The sequence below is a fragment of the Altererythrobacter sp. genome (genome assembly GCF_050299635.1).
Taxonomy (GTDB): Bacteria; Pseudomonadota; Alphaproteobacteria; order Sphingomonadales; family Sphingomonadaceae; genus Erythrobacter.
The window spans coordinates 91,141-107,594 of record NZ_JBNKWF010000001.1 but is presented as its reverse complement, the minus strand read 5'-3'; the positions used below and the strand labels follow the sequence as shown (position 1 = coordinate 107,594).

General features: G+C 58.5%; 13 protein-coding genes and 1 tRNA gene. 12 read left to right on the top strand and 2 right to left on the bottom strand.

Going from position 1 to position 16,454, the window contains the following annotated elements; all coding sequences use genetic code 11:
• Positions 1–2: 2 nt before the first annotated feature.
• Positions 3–383, bottom strand: a complete 381-nt coding sequence (gene hspQ, locus ACQY6C_RS00475) for a heat shock protein HspQ (protein WP_427963517.1) — start codon at positions 381–383, stop codon at positions 3–5.
• A gap of 169 nt (positions 384–552) precedes the next feature.
• Between hspQ and ACQY6C_RS00470 the strand changes: the two genes are divergently transcribed.
• A tRNA-Ser gene (locus ACQY6C_RS00470) sits at positions 553–642 on the top strand.
• 171 nt (positions 643–813) lie between these two features.
• Here ACQY6C_RS00470 and ACQY6C_RS00465 read toward each other — a convergent pair.
• Positions 814–1,503 (bottom strand): GntR family transcriptional regulator, encoded by a 690-nt coding sequence (locus ACQY6C_RS00465; RefSeq protein WP_427963515.1) that lies wholly within the window; start codon positions 1,501–1,503, stop codon positions 814–816.
• An 87-nt stretch (positions 1,504–1,590) separates the two neighbouring features.
• Here ACQY6C_RS00465 and ACQY6C_RS00460 point away from each other — a divergent pair, with 87 nt between their 5' ends.
• The 11 genes from ACQY6C_RS00460 to ACQY6C_RS00410 all read left to right on the top strand — a co-directional run bounded on the left by ACQY6C_RS00460 (position 1,591) and on the right by ACQY6C_RS00410 (position 16,441).
• A complete protein-coding gene (locus ACQY6C_RS00460; RefSeq protein WP_427963513.1) occupies positions 1,591–3,339 on the top strand; it encodes a CocE/NonD family hydrolase in 1,749 nt (582 codons plus the stop codon).
• 87 nt (positions 3,340–3,426) lie between these two features.
• Positions 3,427–6,108, top strand: a complete 2,682-nt coding sequence (locus ACQY6C_RS00455) for a TonB-dependent receptor (RefSeq protein WP_427963511.1) — start codon at positions 3,427–3,429, stop codon at positions 6,106–6,108.
• A gap of 40 nt (positions 6,109–6,148) precedes the next feature.
• A complete protein-coding gene (locus ACQY6C_RS00450) occupies positions 6,149–7,261 on the top strand; it encodes a CapA family protein (RefSeq protein ID WP_427963509.1) in 1,113 nt (370 codons plus the stop codon).
• Positions 7,258–7,710: a TRAP transporter small permease gene (locus ACQY6C_RS00445; protein ID WP_427963507.1), complete on the top strand. Its 453-nt coding sequence runs from the start codon at positions 7,258–7,260 to the stop codon at positions 7,708–7,710. The genes ACQY6C_RS00450 and ACQY6C_RS00445 overlap by 4 nt, the downstream gene beginning before the upstream one ends.
• Positions 7,707–9,014: a TRAP transporter large permease gene (locus ACQY6C_RS00440; RefSeq protein ID WP_427963505.1), complete on the top strand. Its 1,308-nt coding sequence runs from the start codon at positions 7,707–7,709 to the stop codon at positions 9,012–9,014. The genes ACQY6C_RS00445 and ACQY6C_RS00440 overlap by 4 nt, the downstream gene beginning before the upstream one ends.
• Positions 9,015–9,016: 2 nt before the next feature.
• Positions 9,017–9,904: a hypothetical protein gene (locus tag ACQY6C_RS00435; RefSeq protein WP_427963504.1), complete on the top strand. Its 888-nt coding sequence runs from the start codon at positions 9,017–9,019 to the stop codon at positions 9,902–9,904.
• The gene (locus tag ACQY6C_RS00430) at positions 9,891–11,978 is read left to right on the top strand and encodes a CoA transferase (protein ID WP_427963503.1); all 2,088 of its coding nucleotides are present in this window, start codon (positions 9,891–9,893) and stop codon (positions 11,976–11,978) included. Before ACQY6C_RS00435 ends, ACQY6C_RS00430 begins: the two co-directional genes overlap by 14 nt.
• A complete protein-coding gene (locus ACQY6C_RS00425) occupies positions 11,975–13,261 on the top strand; it encodes a 2-hydroxyacyl-CoA dehydratase subunit D (protein WP_427963501.1) in 1,287 nt (428 codons plus the stop codon). Before ACQY6C_RS00430 ends, ACQY6C_RS00425 begins: the two co-directional genes overlap by 4 nt.
• 65 nt (positions 13,262–13,326) lie before the next feature.
• Positions 13,327–14,292: a TRAP transporter substrate-binding protein DctP gene (gene dctP / locus ACQY6C_RS00420; protein ID WP_427963499.1), complete on the top strand. Its 966-nt coding sequence runs from the start codon at positions 13,327–13,329 to the stop codon at positions 14,290–14,292.
• A complete protein-coding gene (locus tag ACQY6C_RS00415; RefSeq protein WP_427963497.1) occupies positions 14,289–15,455 on the top strand; it encodes a CaiB/BaiF CoA transferase family protein in 1,167 nt (388 codons plus the stop codon). Before dctP ends, ACQY6C_RS00415 begins: the two co-directional genes overlap by 4 nt.
• Positions 15,452–16,441, top strand: coding sequence for a hypothetical protein (locus ACQY6C_RS00410; protein WP_427963495.1), 990 nt, complete (start codon positions 15,452–15,454; stop codon positions 16,439–16,441). Before ACQY6C_RS00415 ends, ACQY6C_RS00410 begins: the two co-directional genes overlap by 4 nt.
• The last annotated feature ends 13 nt before the right edge of the window (positions 16,442–16,454 follow it).

Sequence of the window (16,454 nt, the reverse complement as noted above, 5' to 3'; positions counted from 1 at the left end):
GATCAGTGTGTCAGTTTGCGCCGCATGTGATAGCGCGAGCCGTCGAACTTCTCGAATAGCTGGGGCAGGTGGGGATGATCGACCGGCCCGCCGTGCGCATCGCCCATCAGGTTCTGCTGGCTGACATAGGCGACGTAGCTGCTGTCCTCATTCTCGGCCAGCAGGTGGTAATAGGGTTGATCGCGGTGCGGACGAATTTCCTCGGGGATCGACTGGTACCATTCCTCGCTGTTGGCGAAGACAGGGTCGACATCGAAAACCACGCCACGAAAATCGAACATCCGATGCCTGACGACATCGCCAATACCGAAGCGTGCGTGGGAATGCCGCGGGGCGGAAATTGTGCGGCCCGCCTGGGTCGAATAGAACACGGCGCGATCCATAATTCGCAGGATATGGCCTTTCGCAGGTGCGAAACAAGCCCGGAAACGCCTGATTCCCCAGTTTTGCGATGAAAGAGGGCTTGGCAAGCCGGAGGGCTTCGGCTAACCGCCTCGCTCCCCAAGCGGCCAGGGGCGCAAAATTGCGCTCTAATGCAGCGCTTTTCGATGCGGAGAGGTGCCGGAGTGGTCGAACGGGGCGGTCTCGAAAACCGTTGTGCTCTCACGAGTACCGAGGGTTCGAATCCCTCCCTCTCCGCCAGATACAGCCCCTTGTTCTAATTGAGAAAACAAGCCCTTTGGCTTGCTCGCCATCCCTGAATGCGTTCGACTTTATCGGATCGATTCTCGGTAGCCGGGGTCGAATCCTCAGCTGACGATTGAGGGTTTATGCGAGTGGCGCCTGGGGAGGGTTTGTGCCCATTCTGGGTCGCTAGCCCAGCTGATCCTCGAAATGTACCGCGTTATCCAGGTTCTCAAGGAAGGTCAGTCCGTTCTCAACGTGCCTCCTCATCGCTTTTTCGGCGGTCTCGGGGTCGTCGTTGAGGATAGCGTCGATGATCTCGCGGTGGTCGTCTGCGGCCGACTTCAGCCGGTCCGCTCTATAGAAGGTCTCGAACAGCAGGTGATGGATCGGAGTATTCAGCCGTTGGACGATCTGCATGATCGTTGTGTTGCCTGCGCCTTCCATGATGAGACTGTGCCATTTGGCGTTGAGGCTTCCGAAACTTTCAGGTGCGCCATCTTCCACTGATCGCTCCATCGCTTCGCCGATTTCGACGAGTCTGGCGCGTTGTTCCGGGCTGGCCTTGCGAACAAAATCGGCTGCGCAGATACCCTCAAGCGCTCCGCGGGCGCGATAAAGCTGCCGAACTTCGTCCATACTTGCACTGCGGACCGAAGCACCCCGAAACTCCTCGATCGCAACCAGACCTTCAGCTTCAAGCCGTTGCAAGGCTTCCCTGACCTTGAACCGGCTTCCGCCCGTCTTGCGGATGATATCAACCTCGACCAGCCGCTGGCCCGGAACAAATCGTCGGCTACGAATCTGGTTTCGAATCCAGTCCGCGATCTCGATCCCGCTGGGTCCTTTTTGTCCAAACTTGAATTCTGTTTTTTGCATGGATGGGGTTCTTTCCGAAGGACGACAGGATTGTCAACAATTTTGTCATCCACTTTTGTGTTGAACTGCGCCGCCCTGCGCGGGAAGATGGTTTCAATGACGAAAGGGAAGAGGTTCATGGCAAGGCCGGTATTGGCTTTGATCCTGCTTATCGGGTTTGGTTTTGCAGCCCAGGCGCAGGACTATGCCGATGTCGTTCGCAACTCGGTTTACGTGCCGGTGCGAGACGGCACGCGCTTGGCCGTGAATATCTATCGGCCTGCTCGCGGCGATCGCGCAGAGACCAGGAAGCTTCCCGTCGTATTTGTGTTTACCCCCTATCGCGCGCGTTTTCGTCGGGATGATGGCCGGATAATCGAAACGGCATTGTCGGACGGCTTGGGCCTGCGTTCCTTGCTTCGCGCAGGCTATGTCGTTGCGGTTGCCGATATTCGCGGAAAGGGCGCTTCTTTCGGGCATCGCAGGGGCTTTCAGGACCGAACCGAAGCGCTCGATGGTCACGATCTGGTTGAATGGCTGGCCAGGCAAGCGTTCTCGGATGGCAAGGTCGGAATGATCGGGTGCTCTTATCTGGGTGGCACAACATTTCACACTGCAAGCACTGCCCCTCCGTCGCTCAAAGCAGTCTTCATTGGCGCGACGGACCTCGACAAATATTCCTTCGTTCGCAACGGGGGCCTGACGGCTCAATTCAATACCCGCCCGGACGAGGATCCGTCTGTCGATCTCGCCAGCGTGCCTGTTGACGCCGATGCCGATGGATCGCTGCTCAAGCAGGCGGTCGATGAGCATTTCAAGAATACGTCCATGTCCGGCCTTTGGTACTCCATGCCATACCGCGACAGCATTTCGCCGCTTACGGGCAACGCTTTCTGGGAAGAGGTTGCTGTCTGGAAATACCTTGATGCGATCAAGGAAGCAGGCATCGCCACATACTTCTGGGGCAATTGGCATGACGAACCGACCGGTCAGGTGATCCTAGGGGCTGCCAATACCGGAGGAAAGTTCCTGGCGGGTCCGGGGAGCCATTGCGAAACGCCCAAAGACTTCGATTTCACCGGCGAGATCGTTCGCTATTTCGATTTTCATCTCAAGGGTGTCGACAACGGGATCGAGAATGATCCTCGCGCCACATATTGGGTTGAAGGATTGGGTGGCGAGGGCGGCTATGTCAGATCGAATGACCTGCCCGGCGTGCAATCTCGCCCCTTGCCCTGGTTTCTTGGCGGCGAGAAAAGCGGCGGATCCAGGTCGAAGAATGACGGCACTCTAAGACCCGGTCCCGGCGTTTCCGGAAGCGATAGCTTTACTGTGGACTACGATCTGCCGCCACCCGAGTATTTCGCTTTTTGGGCGCGGCCCATGGACGACAAGGGCCTGAGTTACACGAGCCCACCGCTTTCCGAGCCCATCAGGCTTATTGGATATCCCCATGTCCGACTGAACGTATCCACGGATAACCCCAAAGCGGCTCTGTGGGTCTATCTCGATCTCGTCGAAGGTGATCGGGAAGCAGAAGTTATCTCTTTCGGCAGGCTCAAGCTTTCTCATCGGAAGCTTTCGCAGCCGCCATTCGAAACACTGGGACAGCCTTGGCATTCCGGTTTGACAGCCGATGTTGAACTGCCCGTTCGCGGCGAGTCCGTGCCAGTTTCACTGGCAATGACTCCCATCTCGCGAGTTGTTCCAGTGGGTGCCCGGCTACGGCTTACGATAGCCGGGGCGGATCCACGCCAGCGGAACCTCAAGGACATCCAACTCGATCCGGCTCCAAAGATTACGGTGCTTCGTGGTGGTCTGGATGCGTCTCGGATCGAATTGCCGCTGGCAGAATGAAGGGAAATTGCCGGTCAAACCACCGGCAAAAGGGAGGATGAGATGCGAAATTGTGATTATTTGAAAGGCCGCTCACTGCTGAACGGGGTGTCCCTGGCAGCAGTGTGCATTTCCGGACTGACCTTCGCGCAGGTAGCACAGGCACAGGACGAGGAAACCAGCGCTGAGGAGCGAAACGCAATCGTCGTCACCGGCAGCCGCATTGCCGGTGTTGCACCTGTCGGCGCGACGGTCACGACGCTGGGCCGCGAAGAAATCGAGACTGCGGGTCAGGTAACGCTCGACAAGATGATCCAGGAACTACCGCAGGTCTTCGATCTGGGCTTTTCCGACAATTCGCGCGCGCAGAATGGCGGTAATGGCAATGCGACCTGGTCGAACTCGATCAACCTGCGCGGCCTCGGCCCGTTCTCGACGCTCATTATCTCGGATGGGCACCGCATGACCACGAATGGTCGAGCGATCAGCCCTTCGGTCTTGCCCACATTGGGTGTGGAACGGGTTGAGGTGATCGCGGATGGTGCATCGGCAATTTATGGATCAGACGCCGTTGCCGGGGTCGTCAATCTCATTCCCCGGCGAAATCTTGATGGTGTTGAGGCATTTGCCCGGCTTGGATCGACCGGCAATGGCGATTTCTGGGAATGGAACGCCGGGATCGCGATCGGCAAGGTATTCGATCGCGGCCAGGTAATGGTCGCCTATGAACATGCATTCCGTTCGAACCTCAACGGTGCTGACCGGGACTTCAACACATCAGACCTCACCCCATGGGGCGGGCCGGATTACCGGGTCAATCAGTGCTCTCCAGGCACTCTGATCTACGGTGGACAGACCTATGCAATGCCTGCCCAGTTGACTGCTGCCAACGCGGATACGCTCCAGGCGGGGACGCAAAATCTTTGCGATCCGCTGGCTGCGCAAGATCTGTTTCCGGAACAAAAATACAATTCCGTCAACGGAACCGCGACATTCGAGATTACCGAAAATGTCGAGCTGTTGTTCGACGGCTATTACAACAAACGGAAATTCGTGCGAATTCCGGGAGAAATCACTCGAACGTTCTCGGTTCCGGAAACCAACGCGTTCTTCGTTGCTCCCAGCTTCTATACCCCCGGATCGGGCGGCTATCAGATTGGCTATAACTTCGTAAATGAAGCTGGCCGTGACCCCTATGGCGGTTATCAGACCAGCTGGCAGGCCACGCCGGGCCTGAGGGTCTATCTTCCCGCCGATTGGAAGTTCGAAGGCAAATTCGGTTTCGGCAAGGGCGAAGACCGGGCCGGATCTTCTTCCGGGCTAAGTCTGCCGGCGTTCAATGCTGCAATCGCAAGCAGTGACCCGGCAACCGCGTTCGATCCCTATGGCCTCGGCCGTACAGCGCCCTCGACGGTTTCGACGATCTTTGTGGGTGAGGGTACTTTCCCGCTGAACTCCAAGATGTCGACCTGGCAGGCCGGAGTGGATGGTTCGCTGTTCTCGCTGCCAGGCGGCGACGTCAAAATGGCAGCCGGCTACGAAGGCCAGGACTTCACGATGATCCTATCATCCGGCCTGCCCGATGAGCGAACCTACAATCGCAAGGTCCATTCCGGCTATGCGGAACTGCTTATTCCCCTATTTGGCCCAGACAACGCCACTTCGGGGTTCCAGAGCCTGGAGGTCACTGCTGCGCTTCGCTATGACGATTACAGCGACGTTGGCAGTACAACCAATCCGAAGTTCGGCGTGAACTGGGTGCCCACCGATGGGGTAAAACTTCGCGGCAGCTACGGTACGTCGTTCCGCGCACCAACCTTTCCTGAGATATTCGGGAACAGTTCGCGGCTCTATGTCCAGAATCACCAGAATCCGAGCGGCGGGGCTGCACTGCCTGTCTTCAAGATCGGCTCTGGTCCCAATCCGGATTTGCAGCCCGAAACGGCGACTACCTGGACAATTGGTGCTGATTTCGAGCCTGTCGATGGATTGGAGATCAATCTAACCTACTTCGACATTGCCTATAAGAACACGATTGCGGGCCTGCTCTCCAATCTGTCGATTCTGACCTATGCCGACCAATATGCGGGCACTGATGTGATCCTTTTCGGCAAGGAGGCGTATGACAGGATCATCGATATCAGGGACAATGGCATTGCGGGTACCGGTCCTATTCCGGTGTTTCCGATCGCCGGTGCAAGCACGGCCTGTCTCGATAATCCGATGCCGCCGGATCATGCCAATTGCATCTATGCTGACGGACGCAGTCGAAATCTTGGCCGGTCGAAGATGAACGGCATCGATTTCAATGCTCGCTACCGTACCTTTGTCGGTGAAGCGGACACGCTGACTTTCGCCCTCAATGGCACCTATCTGACCACCTATGATGTCGCGTTTACGCCGGGTGGCGAATTCGTCAGCCTGAAGAACAGAATCTACAACCCGCTGACGTTCAAGGCTCGTGGATCGGTGACATGGGATCACGGCCCGTTCATGTTCCGGACTCAGGTTCAACACATAGGCGGGTACAAGAATGACATTGTGGATCCGGTTGAAGATGTCGATTCCTACACACTTGTCGACCTGACCTTCTCCTGGAAGATCGCAGATTCTTTCGATCTTGGATTTGTCGATGGGCTGACGCTTGGACTGGAGGTGAGGAACCTGTTCGACACCGATCCGCCCTATGTGAACTCGCGTCAGGGGCAGAACAGCGGCGGCGGTTACGACCCGTCGGTGACCAATCCGATTGGACGTGAATTCGCCATCAGCCTACGTTCCAAGTTCTGATCAAGAAGGGACGCCGGCTTAGCCAGCGACAGAGATATCAATGCCAAATGGCGAAATATCAATTGTCGTGATCGGCGATCTGGTTCTGGATGAACCGGACGCCGATCACTGGCTGGCCGGAATAGCTCCGGCGCTTCGGCAAGCCGATCTTGCGATCGGGCACGTCGAGGTTCCTCATTCTGACTGCGAATATGAAATGCCTGGAGACATCCCTGCGCCAGGAGCGCCGCCTGAAAATTTGCAGGCGATCGCGGATGCAGGAATTGCGATGGTAAGCCTTGCGGGGAATCACGTCGCCGATTGCGGCGCCCAGGGTATCGCCGAGACCGTTTCCGGGCTCGATCGCGCTGGAGTGTTACATTGCGGAGCGGGTTCGAACATCAATCTGGCCCGCAAGCCAGCGGTTACCGTGGTTGAGGGTAAGCGTATTGCTTTCCTCAGCTACAACTGTGTTGGTCCGGAGGCGACCTGGGCAACTGCCACAAAGGCAGGCTGTGCATACCTCCCCATCCGAGCGAATGACGGCTCGCCCATCTCGCCCCGGGCCAACCTTTCCGAGATTGATACTGAAGCCTACGACATCTTGCGAAGCGATATCGCCGCTGCGCACGATTTGGCCGACTTCGTGCTTGTGGCAATGCACAAGGGGATCGTGCACACACCCGCGAAGTTGGCCCCATACGAACGAGACCTTGCGCGCGCGGCGATCGATGCTGGCTGCGACGCGGTGATCGGCCACCACGCGCATATCGCTCGAGGTATAGAATTCCATCGAGGAAAACCGATATTCCACGGTCTCGGGAACGGCTGCGTCGTTACACAGGCGCTCACCCTGGACCAGGATCACCCCGCCCGGCGGGAATGGGCGAAGCGGAGGCGTGAGACCTTCGGTTTCGAGCCCGACCCGGCATACACGCTCGCGCCGTTCCATCCGGAAGCTCGGAACGCATTTATTGGGCACCTTGTGTTCAACGAGAATGGTAATCTTCGTGTGGGAGTGATCCCGGTCGATGTGGAGCCACCGGGCAGGCCGGTCATTGCTGAAGGGGGCCGCGCGGCCGAGATCGCCAAATATCTCGAACAAATAACATCCAGGGCAGGAATGCCCCCGATAGATATCGACGAGCACGGCTTCGTCTCGGAGGCCGCTTGAAACGGTTTAGCACCATCTTGACCTGGATCGGCGGCATCGCGCTGCTGTGTGCGACTGCCATCGATAGCCTTGCTGTCATTGGGCGTTATGTCGGCGTGCCTCTTCGGGGTTCTATCGAGCTCATGCAGCCGATGATCCTGGTGGTCGGTTCGGTTGGCCTGACACTCGCGACGATCGTGGCCAACCATGCACGTGTCCGCCTCGCCATCGACAAACTTGGTACCGGCTTGCAGATGATCGCTGGGCGCTTTTCGGATCTGGCCACTGCAATCTTCTTCGTTGTCCTGCTGGCAGGTTCTGGGTGGATTTCATTCGACCTGATGGGTGGCAACGAAGTGAGCGAACTGCTCGGCGTTCCCTGGTGGTTGATGCGGCTGTTCGCCAATCTCTGTTTGCTGGCTTGCGCAATAATCGTCGCGCGACGTGTGATCACAGGTGAGCGCAAATGATCGCTACACCTGAAACCGGAATGATCGGGATCGCCATCCTCTTCACCCTGCTATTGCTGGGTGTGCGCGTAGGTGTGGCACTGGGCCTGGTCGGATTTGGTGGGCTTGCTCTCATCCTTGGAATGGAACCTGCGCTCATCAAGTCGGGCGTCGTCGTGATCGATACGTTCACCCGGTATGAGCTGGGAACATTGCCGCTTTTCCTGTTCATGGCGCACATCTTCTTTTCGATCGATGCCAGCCGCGACCTGTTCGATTCAGCCGCAAAATTCCTCGGGCACAGGCGCGGCGGCTTGGCCTACGCCTCAATCGCTGGCTGCGGGGGCTTTGGAGCGATCAATGGGTCCAGCCTGGCCACGGCAGCGACAATGGGATTGGTTGCGCTGCCCGAAATGCGCAAACGCGGTTATTCGGACTCGCTGGCGACCGGCACAATCGCTGCAGGTGGAACGCTGGGTCAGATGATTCCCCCTTCAGGTGCATTGATCGTGTTCGGGATCATCGCGGAGACTTCGATCGGCGAGCTGTTCACCGCCGCGATCGTCCCGGGAATTACGCAAGCGTTGCTCTATTTCGCTGTCATCTTCCTGCTTTGCCGCTTTCGGCCCGGGATTGCGCCTGCGGGTGAGCGCGCCGGCTGGGGTGATCGGTTCCGTTCACTCACCAGGATCTGGGAAATCATTGCGCTCGTCATACTGGTGATCGGCGGCATCGCCTCAGGATGGATAAGTCCGCCCGAAGCGGCTGCGATAGGTGCCGCCGGCGCACTTGCCACCGCTGCAGTTCGTCGCCGGCTCAATCTCGTGATGCTGCAAGAGGCGTTCTCGGAGACGTTGAAGACGAGCGGCATGCTCTATCTGATCATCGTTGGAGCACTGATCTTCGCCAATTTCGTCGGCATTACTGGCTTGGCCGATGCTGCCGGAGAGACGGTCGCCAGCTTCGGGCTGGGACAATTGGGAACGCTGTTCCTGATCGCCGCTCTCTTGCTGGTGCTCGGATCGGTGCTGGACGGGTTGGCGCTGATGCTGCTCACCACTCCGATACTCTTGCCTATCGTGAGCGCTACCGGAATGTCTGCAATCTGGTTCGGTATCTTCATCACGCGCGCAATGGAAATCGGGTTCGTCCATCCGCCACTGGGCATGAATCTTTACGTCATTCAGGGCGTCGCCAAGGACGTTTCGATTGGCAGAATATTCAAGGGTGTCCTGCCGTTCCTGGCGAGCGACTTCCTGCACCTCATCCTGCTCATAATCTTCCCGGCACTGGTTTACTGGCTGCCGGCAACAATCGGGCGCTGATCATGATCGCAAGCATCGGACCCAACCTGCCACAGGACATCTTCATAGCCACCGGCGAATATGCCGGCCCTGTGAGGTTTGATCCTGAACGAACGACACCGCGTGCCGACCAATGGCTGGAGAGCAAGTTTGCGCCCTGGGCATTTGCAGTGCTCGAGGCGTGGGCCGACGGCGAATATGACGGTCTTGAGCGTGTGGTCTTCAGCCGTGCCGACGACACTGCACATCGCCTGTATTACTACATCTGCGAGCTCCAGCGCCGGGGCCTGATTGGCGGACCCGAGCCGATCGTTTTTGACGTTGCCAAGGTTGGTCGGCGTTCCAGCCTGGCACGCATGACCGACGAGGTTAGAAGTCTGGCTGCGCTCCTGGGGGTGAGAGCCGACGCGCTTCATTCTGCGATCAAGGCATCAAACGTCCAACGCCGGAACTCCAGAAAATCGTCTCATTCGCCAGCATGTCTGCTGGCGGGGACTCCGTTGCCGGACAAGCGGTTGCACGATGCAATCGTCGGGACTGGCTACTCGCCCATGGGGGACACGCTTACTCAAAGCTGGGAAGATTTGGGTCAGTTGGTGGACGAGGAGGCAGTTGATCCGTGTGAAGCACTTGCATTGCAGCTTCATGCAGATCCGCGGGGTCCCAGAAGTACTGCCGACCCCGCAAAGAGGCTGGCCGATCGCATCCGGGAATGTGACGCCCAAGCCGTCGTTCTATGGCGCATTGAGGAAGATGAGGCTGAGGCGTGGCATCTCCCGGCGCAGATGAGGATTTTGGAGGAATCCGGTTTGCCTCACCTGGTTCTAACGCGTCGGGACTGGCGATGCAGAGATGGCGCCGCTGAAGAGGTTGTGAGTTTTCTCAAGGAGGCGAACTGTGAAGCTTCTTGAGGGACAACGCGTCGCAATCCTGGGCGAAATGTCGGACCGGCCGCTGGCGCGCTTCCTCGCCTCGCTCGGCGCGGAAATTGGCGGGCCGACGGAAGGCGCTTCATTCGTTATCGATAACCTCGGGCTCGACCGGATCGAGAAAACCGAGATTCCTCCTCGGGCTATACATGTTTCGGTCACGCCCTTCGGGTCGGGCGGACCACGTTCGGGCTGGCGGGGAGGCGAGCTGGTCGCTTCGGCGATGGGCGGAGCTTTGCGGGTAACTGGTGACCCGGATTACCCGCCGGTCAAGGAAGCGGGGGACGCATGCACGTTTCACGCCGAGATGGTCGCTGCGGCCGGGGCCCTGGCGGCGCATTATGCTCGCGGAACACATGGTCATGGGCAGCATGTCGATGTCTCAATCCAGCAGGTAGCCTTCAGCCGAAACATCAACGGCGTGCTGGTCTGGCAGTTCGACAAGCGAAAGCTTGCCCGGGCCGGCGGAGCCATTGCCTATGGTAAGGCGAAGGTGCGAGTGATCTGGAAGCTGGCGGATGGCTGGTGCTTCCATTCCCTGATGACTGGAAAGCTCGGTGCCCCCGCGAACCAGGCACTGTCCGACTGGATGGATGAAGTAGGGGCCGACAATCCGTTGAGAGGCGTCGACTGGCAAAGTTACAATCGCTCGACCCTCCCTTCGGAAACGAGAGTAGTCTGGGAAGGAGCCATCGACCGGTTTTTCCAGTCCCGGACCAAGCAGGATATCGCAACCGAGGGGCGCCGACGCGGAACCAATGCCTGTGTCGTCAATGAACCTGGCGATGTCCTGAATGATCGGCATCTGGCTGCGCGAGGCTTCCTCGATACGCCCTCGGGCCTGCCTGAACGGTTCGCCATAATCCGCGATGGCGCTCAGAGTGGCGAAAAGCGCGAGAATGATGGTGGAAGCAGGCCCGGACCGCTGTCAGGCGTGAAAGTGCTCGACTTCGCCTGGGCGCTGGTGGGTTCAATCACGACCAAAACACTCGGCGACTTGGGTGCAGATGTCGTCAAGATCGAAAGCCGGTCGCGGCCGGATATGTCTCGCCTCGATGTCCAGGTCTCTGCCTCGAAGCCGGGTAATTTCGATGACAAGCCCTGGTTCGCACACCTCAACACATCAAAGCGCAGCGTGACGCTCAACCTCAAGGATCCGGCATCGCGGGAACTGCTCGGTCCGCTGATCGAGTGGGCTGACGTGGTGGTCGAGAATTTTTCGCCAGGAACAATGGCGAAACTGGGCCTCGACTATGACGAACTGTCAAAGCGCAATCCGGGCATCGTGATGGTGTCTGGCAGTGTGTTTGGCCAGACTGGACCGTTGGCGCAGGAATGGGGCGTGGATGGAACGGGCGGGGCCCTTTCGGGGCGGACCTATTTGACGGGCTATCCCGATCATGATCCGGTAATCCCAGGTGCCGTGCCCTATGGCGATGTCATTGTTCCATATGTCATGGCGGCCTGCGCCAGTGCGGCACTGCAGCGTCGGCGGGAGACAGGCATAGGCTGCCATATTGACGCTTCGATGTACGAAATCTGTGTGCAGCAGATGCGTGATTTCATCGCGTCCGCGCAAAACGGAAACCGGCCTGAAAGGCTGGGCAATTCAGATCCTGGCGTGCTTCACCAGGACATTTATCCTGCTTTGGGAGAGGATCGCTGGGTGGTCATCTCCTTGTTCGACGACAGCGACCGGAAGAAACTGGCTGCTATCGCCGGTAATGACATAGGTGCTTGGACCGCGATCCGTGAAGATCATGAAATTGCGGAACTGCTTCAGCGTGAGGGTATCGCATGCGGTGTTGTTCAGGACTGTGAAGATCTGATCGAACGCGACCCTCAGATTTCATCTCGAGGCGCGTTGCGAACACTCGACCACGCCGTGCTCGGCCCATTCGGGCATGTCGCAACACCAATCCAGTTCTCACGCGACGCCTTCGATCCATATCGGGCGCCTTCGATGGGTGAACACTCCCATGAGGTCGCGCGCGAGATTTGTGGACTTGGTCCTGCCGAAATCGCGCGGCTAGAAAACGAAGGAGTGTTCCATTGAGCCAGTCCGTCAACCAGCGAAGCCGCAAGACACTGGCGTGCACAGCCCAGGCGACGGCCTATCAAAAAGGCTATGTGCAGGAACTCAAGCGGCGTGTTGTCGAAGATGGAGAACCATTCGCAATCGTCCAGGCCGATACGCCTCACGAGATATTTCATGCAATGGACATCCCGATCATCACCAACCAGTGGTGGTCGGCTTATATTTCGGCCAAGCAGCTTTCAGCACGCTATTTCGACGCAATGACCGAAGCCGGCTATCCGGGGAACAGTTGCAAATACTGTTCGCTTGGTCTTGCCTGCACCCTGGCCAACGATCCCGAAACCGCTCCATGGGGCGGGCTTCCCAAACCGACAGTACTTGTCGCGCGGCTGACCTGTGATTGTATCCAGCATGTCTTCAGCCAATGGGCCTCGGCGCTGGGCACAGAGTTCTTCGCAATGGAGGCACCCGCTTGGCGGGACAAGGATCCAACCTGGTTCGAACATTCAAAGGGGGATTGGCGCCGGGTTTATCAACCAGACCGAATTGCTTTGATGGTCAGCGAAATGCGTGACCTGATCGCGTTGCTCGAACAACGAACCGGGCGCAAATTCGACGAGGGCAAGCTCCACTATCTGATGGAGCGCATCAACGAGCAGGAAGGCTATGTCTGGGAAGCGGCGCAGGCAATCGGCAAGGCTCGCCCATGTCCGGTTTCGATCGCGGAGCAGATGCCCAACACGATGATCCCGCAATGGCATCGTGGTTCAGACTGGGCTGTCGCGCATGCAAAGCAATTCCGCGATGAAGTTATGGACAGGATCGCTCAGGGGTTGGGGGCTTCATCCAACGAAAAGCTGCGCCTGATGTGGATCGGCGCCGGCGTCTGGCACGATCCCGGCTTTTACCAGGCGTTGGAAGAGACAATCGGGGCAGTATTTGTCTGGTCGATGTACATGCCCTTCGCTGGTCCGGCCTACATTAGGGACCTGGACGGAAACGTTATGGACGCGCTTGCCAGTCGGCTGGCGTCAATGAACGAAGTTCTCCATCTGCCGCCGTGGATGAACGGCTGGATGACGAGTGAAGCCGAACGCTGCGGTATCGATGCGGCTGTCATGCTCTTGCCCCCTGACAATCGCCTCTCGCAATCGGGAACCAAGCTGACCGCGCTTTCACTCGAAGCCGCTGGCGTACCAGTGCTCACGATCGATGCCGATATGGTCGACGCCAAGATCTGGGATCACGACAAGATGGTGGGGATGGTCTCCGCATTCCTTCAGGAGAAGGGATTGGCATGATCCGGCTCGCCGCATTTTGGATTCTGTTACTACTTGCGGGGTGTTCGCGTCCGCTGCCTGAAAGCGTGACCGAACTGACCTACGCCACGCCTTACCCGCCGTCGCATCCGTTCAGCCGGGCCGATCAGCGATGGATCGACTATGTGGCGAAGGCTTCAGGCGGTTCATTGCGTATCAGGCCGATCTGGTCGGGGGCTCTGCTGTCATCGGATATGTCGATGGAGGAGCTTCGGCATGGTGTTGCAGATATCGGACTGATCACGCCGATTTACACGCGCGGCAGTACGCATCTCATTCGAACCCAATCCGGGTTTTACAGCGGAGCCGAGTCGTTCGAGTCTCAGGTCGCTCTCTATCATTGCATCGAAGCAGGCGATCCGCAGGTCAATCGCGAGTTGGAAGGCCTCAAAGTGCTAGCGGTTCAGGGCGGCTTGCTGCCCGGCGTACTTACCCGGGACATCCCGGTCCGATCGCTGTCAGACCTGCGTGGCCTGCGCCTTCGCGCCCCAACCGAATTGTTGAGCGTGTTGGACGATCTTGGAGCAGACCCGGTAAACATGCCCATGGCCGATGTTTACTCGGCGCTTGCCAAAGGTGTGATCGATGGGGTCATCGCGCCGGTTGACACGCTCAAGGTCCTGCACTTTGCCGAAGTTGCAAAATATTACAACACGTTGAAGGTGCCACGCGGAGCCTATCCGTCGCGCGCGATCGGTGAGCGCCGCTGGAACGAACTGACTGACGCTCAACGCAGCATTCTGACGGAGGGCATTCCGGTCTGGGAGGCAGCCCTGGCCGAAGAGGTTCAGATCGGAGCCGAGCAGGGGCGCGCAGCAGCGGCAGATGGCGGGGTCGAAATGTTCGACATGCCTCAACAGGATCAGATCCGGTTTGAGAAACTCTATTTGCGTGACGCGGAGCGAAATGCGCAGCGGCTTGAACGCTACGGGATCGACGGACTTGCGGCATTCCGCATCGCTCGCAGTAGCGTTGTGGCGCGCAATCAAATTGAATGCGGAGGTAGGGAGTGAAGCAACCACTCGAAGGGATAAGGATAGCGGATTTCAGCCACGTGATGGCGGGTCCTTTTGCTTCCCACATTCTCCGCCTGATGGGTGCGGAAGTGATCAAGATTGAGCCCAAATCGGGTGATCAGTTCCGCAATTATGGCGGTGACCGTCGCTTCGATGGCATGAGCCCGGCGTTCATCGCGGCCAATGTTGGAAAGAAGTCGATCGCGCTTGATCTCAAGGATCCGGAGGAGCTGGAAATTGCGCGAAAGATCGTGTCCAAATCAGACATCTTCCTCGAAAACTTCCGTCCGGGTGTGATCGAGCGGCTTGGCCTCGGATATGATGCCGTGAAGGCGCTTCGAGGCGATGTCATCTATTGCTCTGTGTCGGGGTATGGACAGACCGGACCTCAGCGCGATTGGCCCGCGATAGACAACATCGTCCAAGCGACCAGCGGGATGATGATGTTGAGCGGCGCCGAAGGTGATCCGCCGGTGCGGGTCGGCTTTCCGATTGTCGATACCTTGACAGGTCAGACCGCTGCGGTGGCCATTCTCGGTGCGCTTATGCAGCGGGAAAGATCCGGGGAAGGGGCCTATATCGACGTCTCGATGCTCGACGCCAGTCTTGCCTTCATGACATCTGCACTGACGCCATATCTTGTGACCGGCAACAACATCAAGAGACTGGGCAATACCGGATACAGCGGATTGCCCACGGCTGACCTGTTCGAGACGAAGGATGGGCGCCATGTCTCGCTCGGCGTTGTGCAGGACAACCAGTTTGCGGCCCTCGTCAAGCACATCGGATGCGAGCGCTGGCTGGAGGATGCCCGTTTCGCAACTCCCGATGCAAGGCGGGCCAATTTTGAAGCAATGCGCGACGAGTTGCGCCAGGTCTTTGTGACGCGTGACGCTGCTGACTGGGAGCATGAACTGAGTGCAGCGGGAATCCCATGCGGAATGATCCGTCGCGTTGATGAGGCGGCCCAACTCTGCAGCAAGGATTCGCTGCTTCATCTCGCGGTCCAGGGCCTGCCGGTTTCGGGGCCGGTTGCCGTTCCGAACATCGGGTTCAAGATGGAGCCCGGAGAGCCTGGGACGGATCACTCGCCTCCCCATATCGACGAGAATCGCGCGGAAATCCTCGCCTGGCTCGAAGCTGAGGGAGAAGACAAATGATCGGTCAAAAGGAGCTTGTCGGAGCGGCCCTCGCGATTTCGTTCCTAACTTTGACCGTGGCGGCCAACAGTTCTGCCCTGGCGCAGCAAGGCCGGCAGTTCGACCCAGAGGCGTTCCGGCGTGCGCAAGAGGAGTTCAACAAGGTTCCCAACACGCCCGGCGATGGGCCCTATCCGGCGACGATCGAGACCGACCCCACGTTGCCGGGCCATGTGATCTACCGTCCGCGCGATCTTTCGGCCTTCGCAGGTGGAAAGCTGCCCATCCTGGTCTGGGGCAATGGCGCATGTGCAGACGATGGCGCCGCACACCGGCTTCATCTCGCGGAAATCGCATCGTACGGCTATCTTGTCGTTGCTGCCGGACACTGGCGCAGTGGGCCGGGGGCAACGGATGGGCCCGCGGAGCGACAAATGCCTGCTGACGGCGGATTACCGCCACCGGCTACGTCTGCCGATGATGTGAAGGCGGGCATCGACTGGGCTATCGAGGAAAGAGCGCGGCCAGAAAGCAAATATTACGGCAAGGTCGACGGCCAGTCGGTTGGGGTAGGTGGCCATTCCTGCGGTGGCCTCCAGGCAATCGAAGTTGCCGCCGATCCGCGGATCAAGACCGTGCTGATCCATAATAGCGGAATCTACAATGAGGGCGGCGGGCCGATTTCGGGTTTCTCGGTCTCGAAGGACATGCTCGCCAATTTCCACACGCCGGTGATCTACATTCTCGGCGGCCCGACCGACATCGCCTACGCCAATGGTTCGGACGATTTTGCCCGTGTCCAAAGGGTTCCCATTGTGCTCGCCAATCTGCCCGTTGGCCACGGCGGTACCTTCTCTCAGCCGATGGGGGGCGCGGTAGCGCATGTTTCGGTCGATTGGCTGGAATGGCAGCTCAAGGGCGACAAGGTCGCGGCCCGAACATTTCTGGGTGAGAACTGCCGGCTTTGCTCCGGCACCGAGTGGTCAATCGAACGCAAGGGCTTTTGAGCTTGTGGGCATG

What these genes read in the sequence shown, in the direction of transcription:
- hspQ (WP_427963517.1), bottom strand. Translation starts at nt 383, where the DNA reads ATGGATCGCGCCGTGTTCTATTCGACCCAGGCGGGCCGCACAATTTCC.
- ACQY6C_RS00465 (WP_427963515.1), bottom strand. Translation starts at nt 1,503, where the DNA reads ATGCAAAAAACAGAATTCAAGTTTGGACAAAAAGGACCCAGCGGGATC.
- ACQY6C_RS00460 (WP_427963513.1), top strand. Translation starts at nt 1,591, where the DNA reads ATGGTTTCAATGACGAAAGGGAAGAGGTTCATGGCAAGGCCGGTATTG.
- ACQY6C_RS00450 (WP_427963509.1), top strand. Translation starts at nt 6,149, where the DNA reads ATGCCAAATGGCGAAATATCAATTGTCGTGATCGGCGATCTGGTTCTG.
- ACQY6C_RS00440 (WP_427963505.1), top strand. Translation starts at nt 7,707, where the DNA reads ATGATCGCTACACCTGAAACCGGAATGATCGGGATCGCCATCCTCTTC.
- ACQY6C_RS00435 (WP_427963504.1), top strand. Translation starts at nt 9,017, where the DNA reads ATGATCGCAAGCATCGGACCCAACCTGCCACAGGACATCTTCATAGCC.
- ACQY6C_RS00410 (WP_427963495.1), top strand. Translation starts at nt 15,452, where the DNA reads ATGATCGGTCAAAAGGAGCTTGTCGGAGCGGCCCTCGCGATTTCGTTC.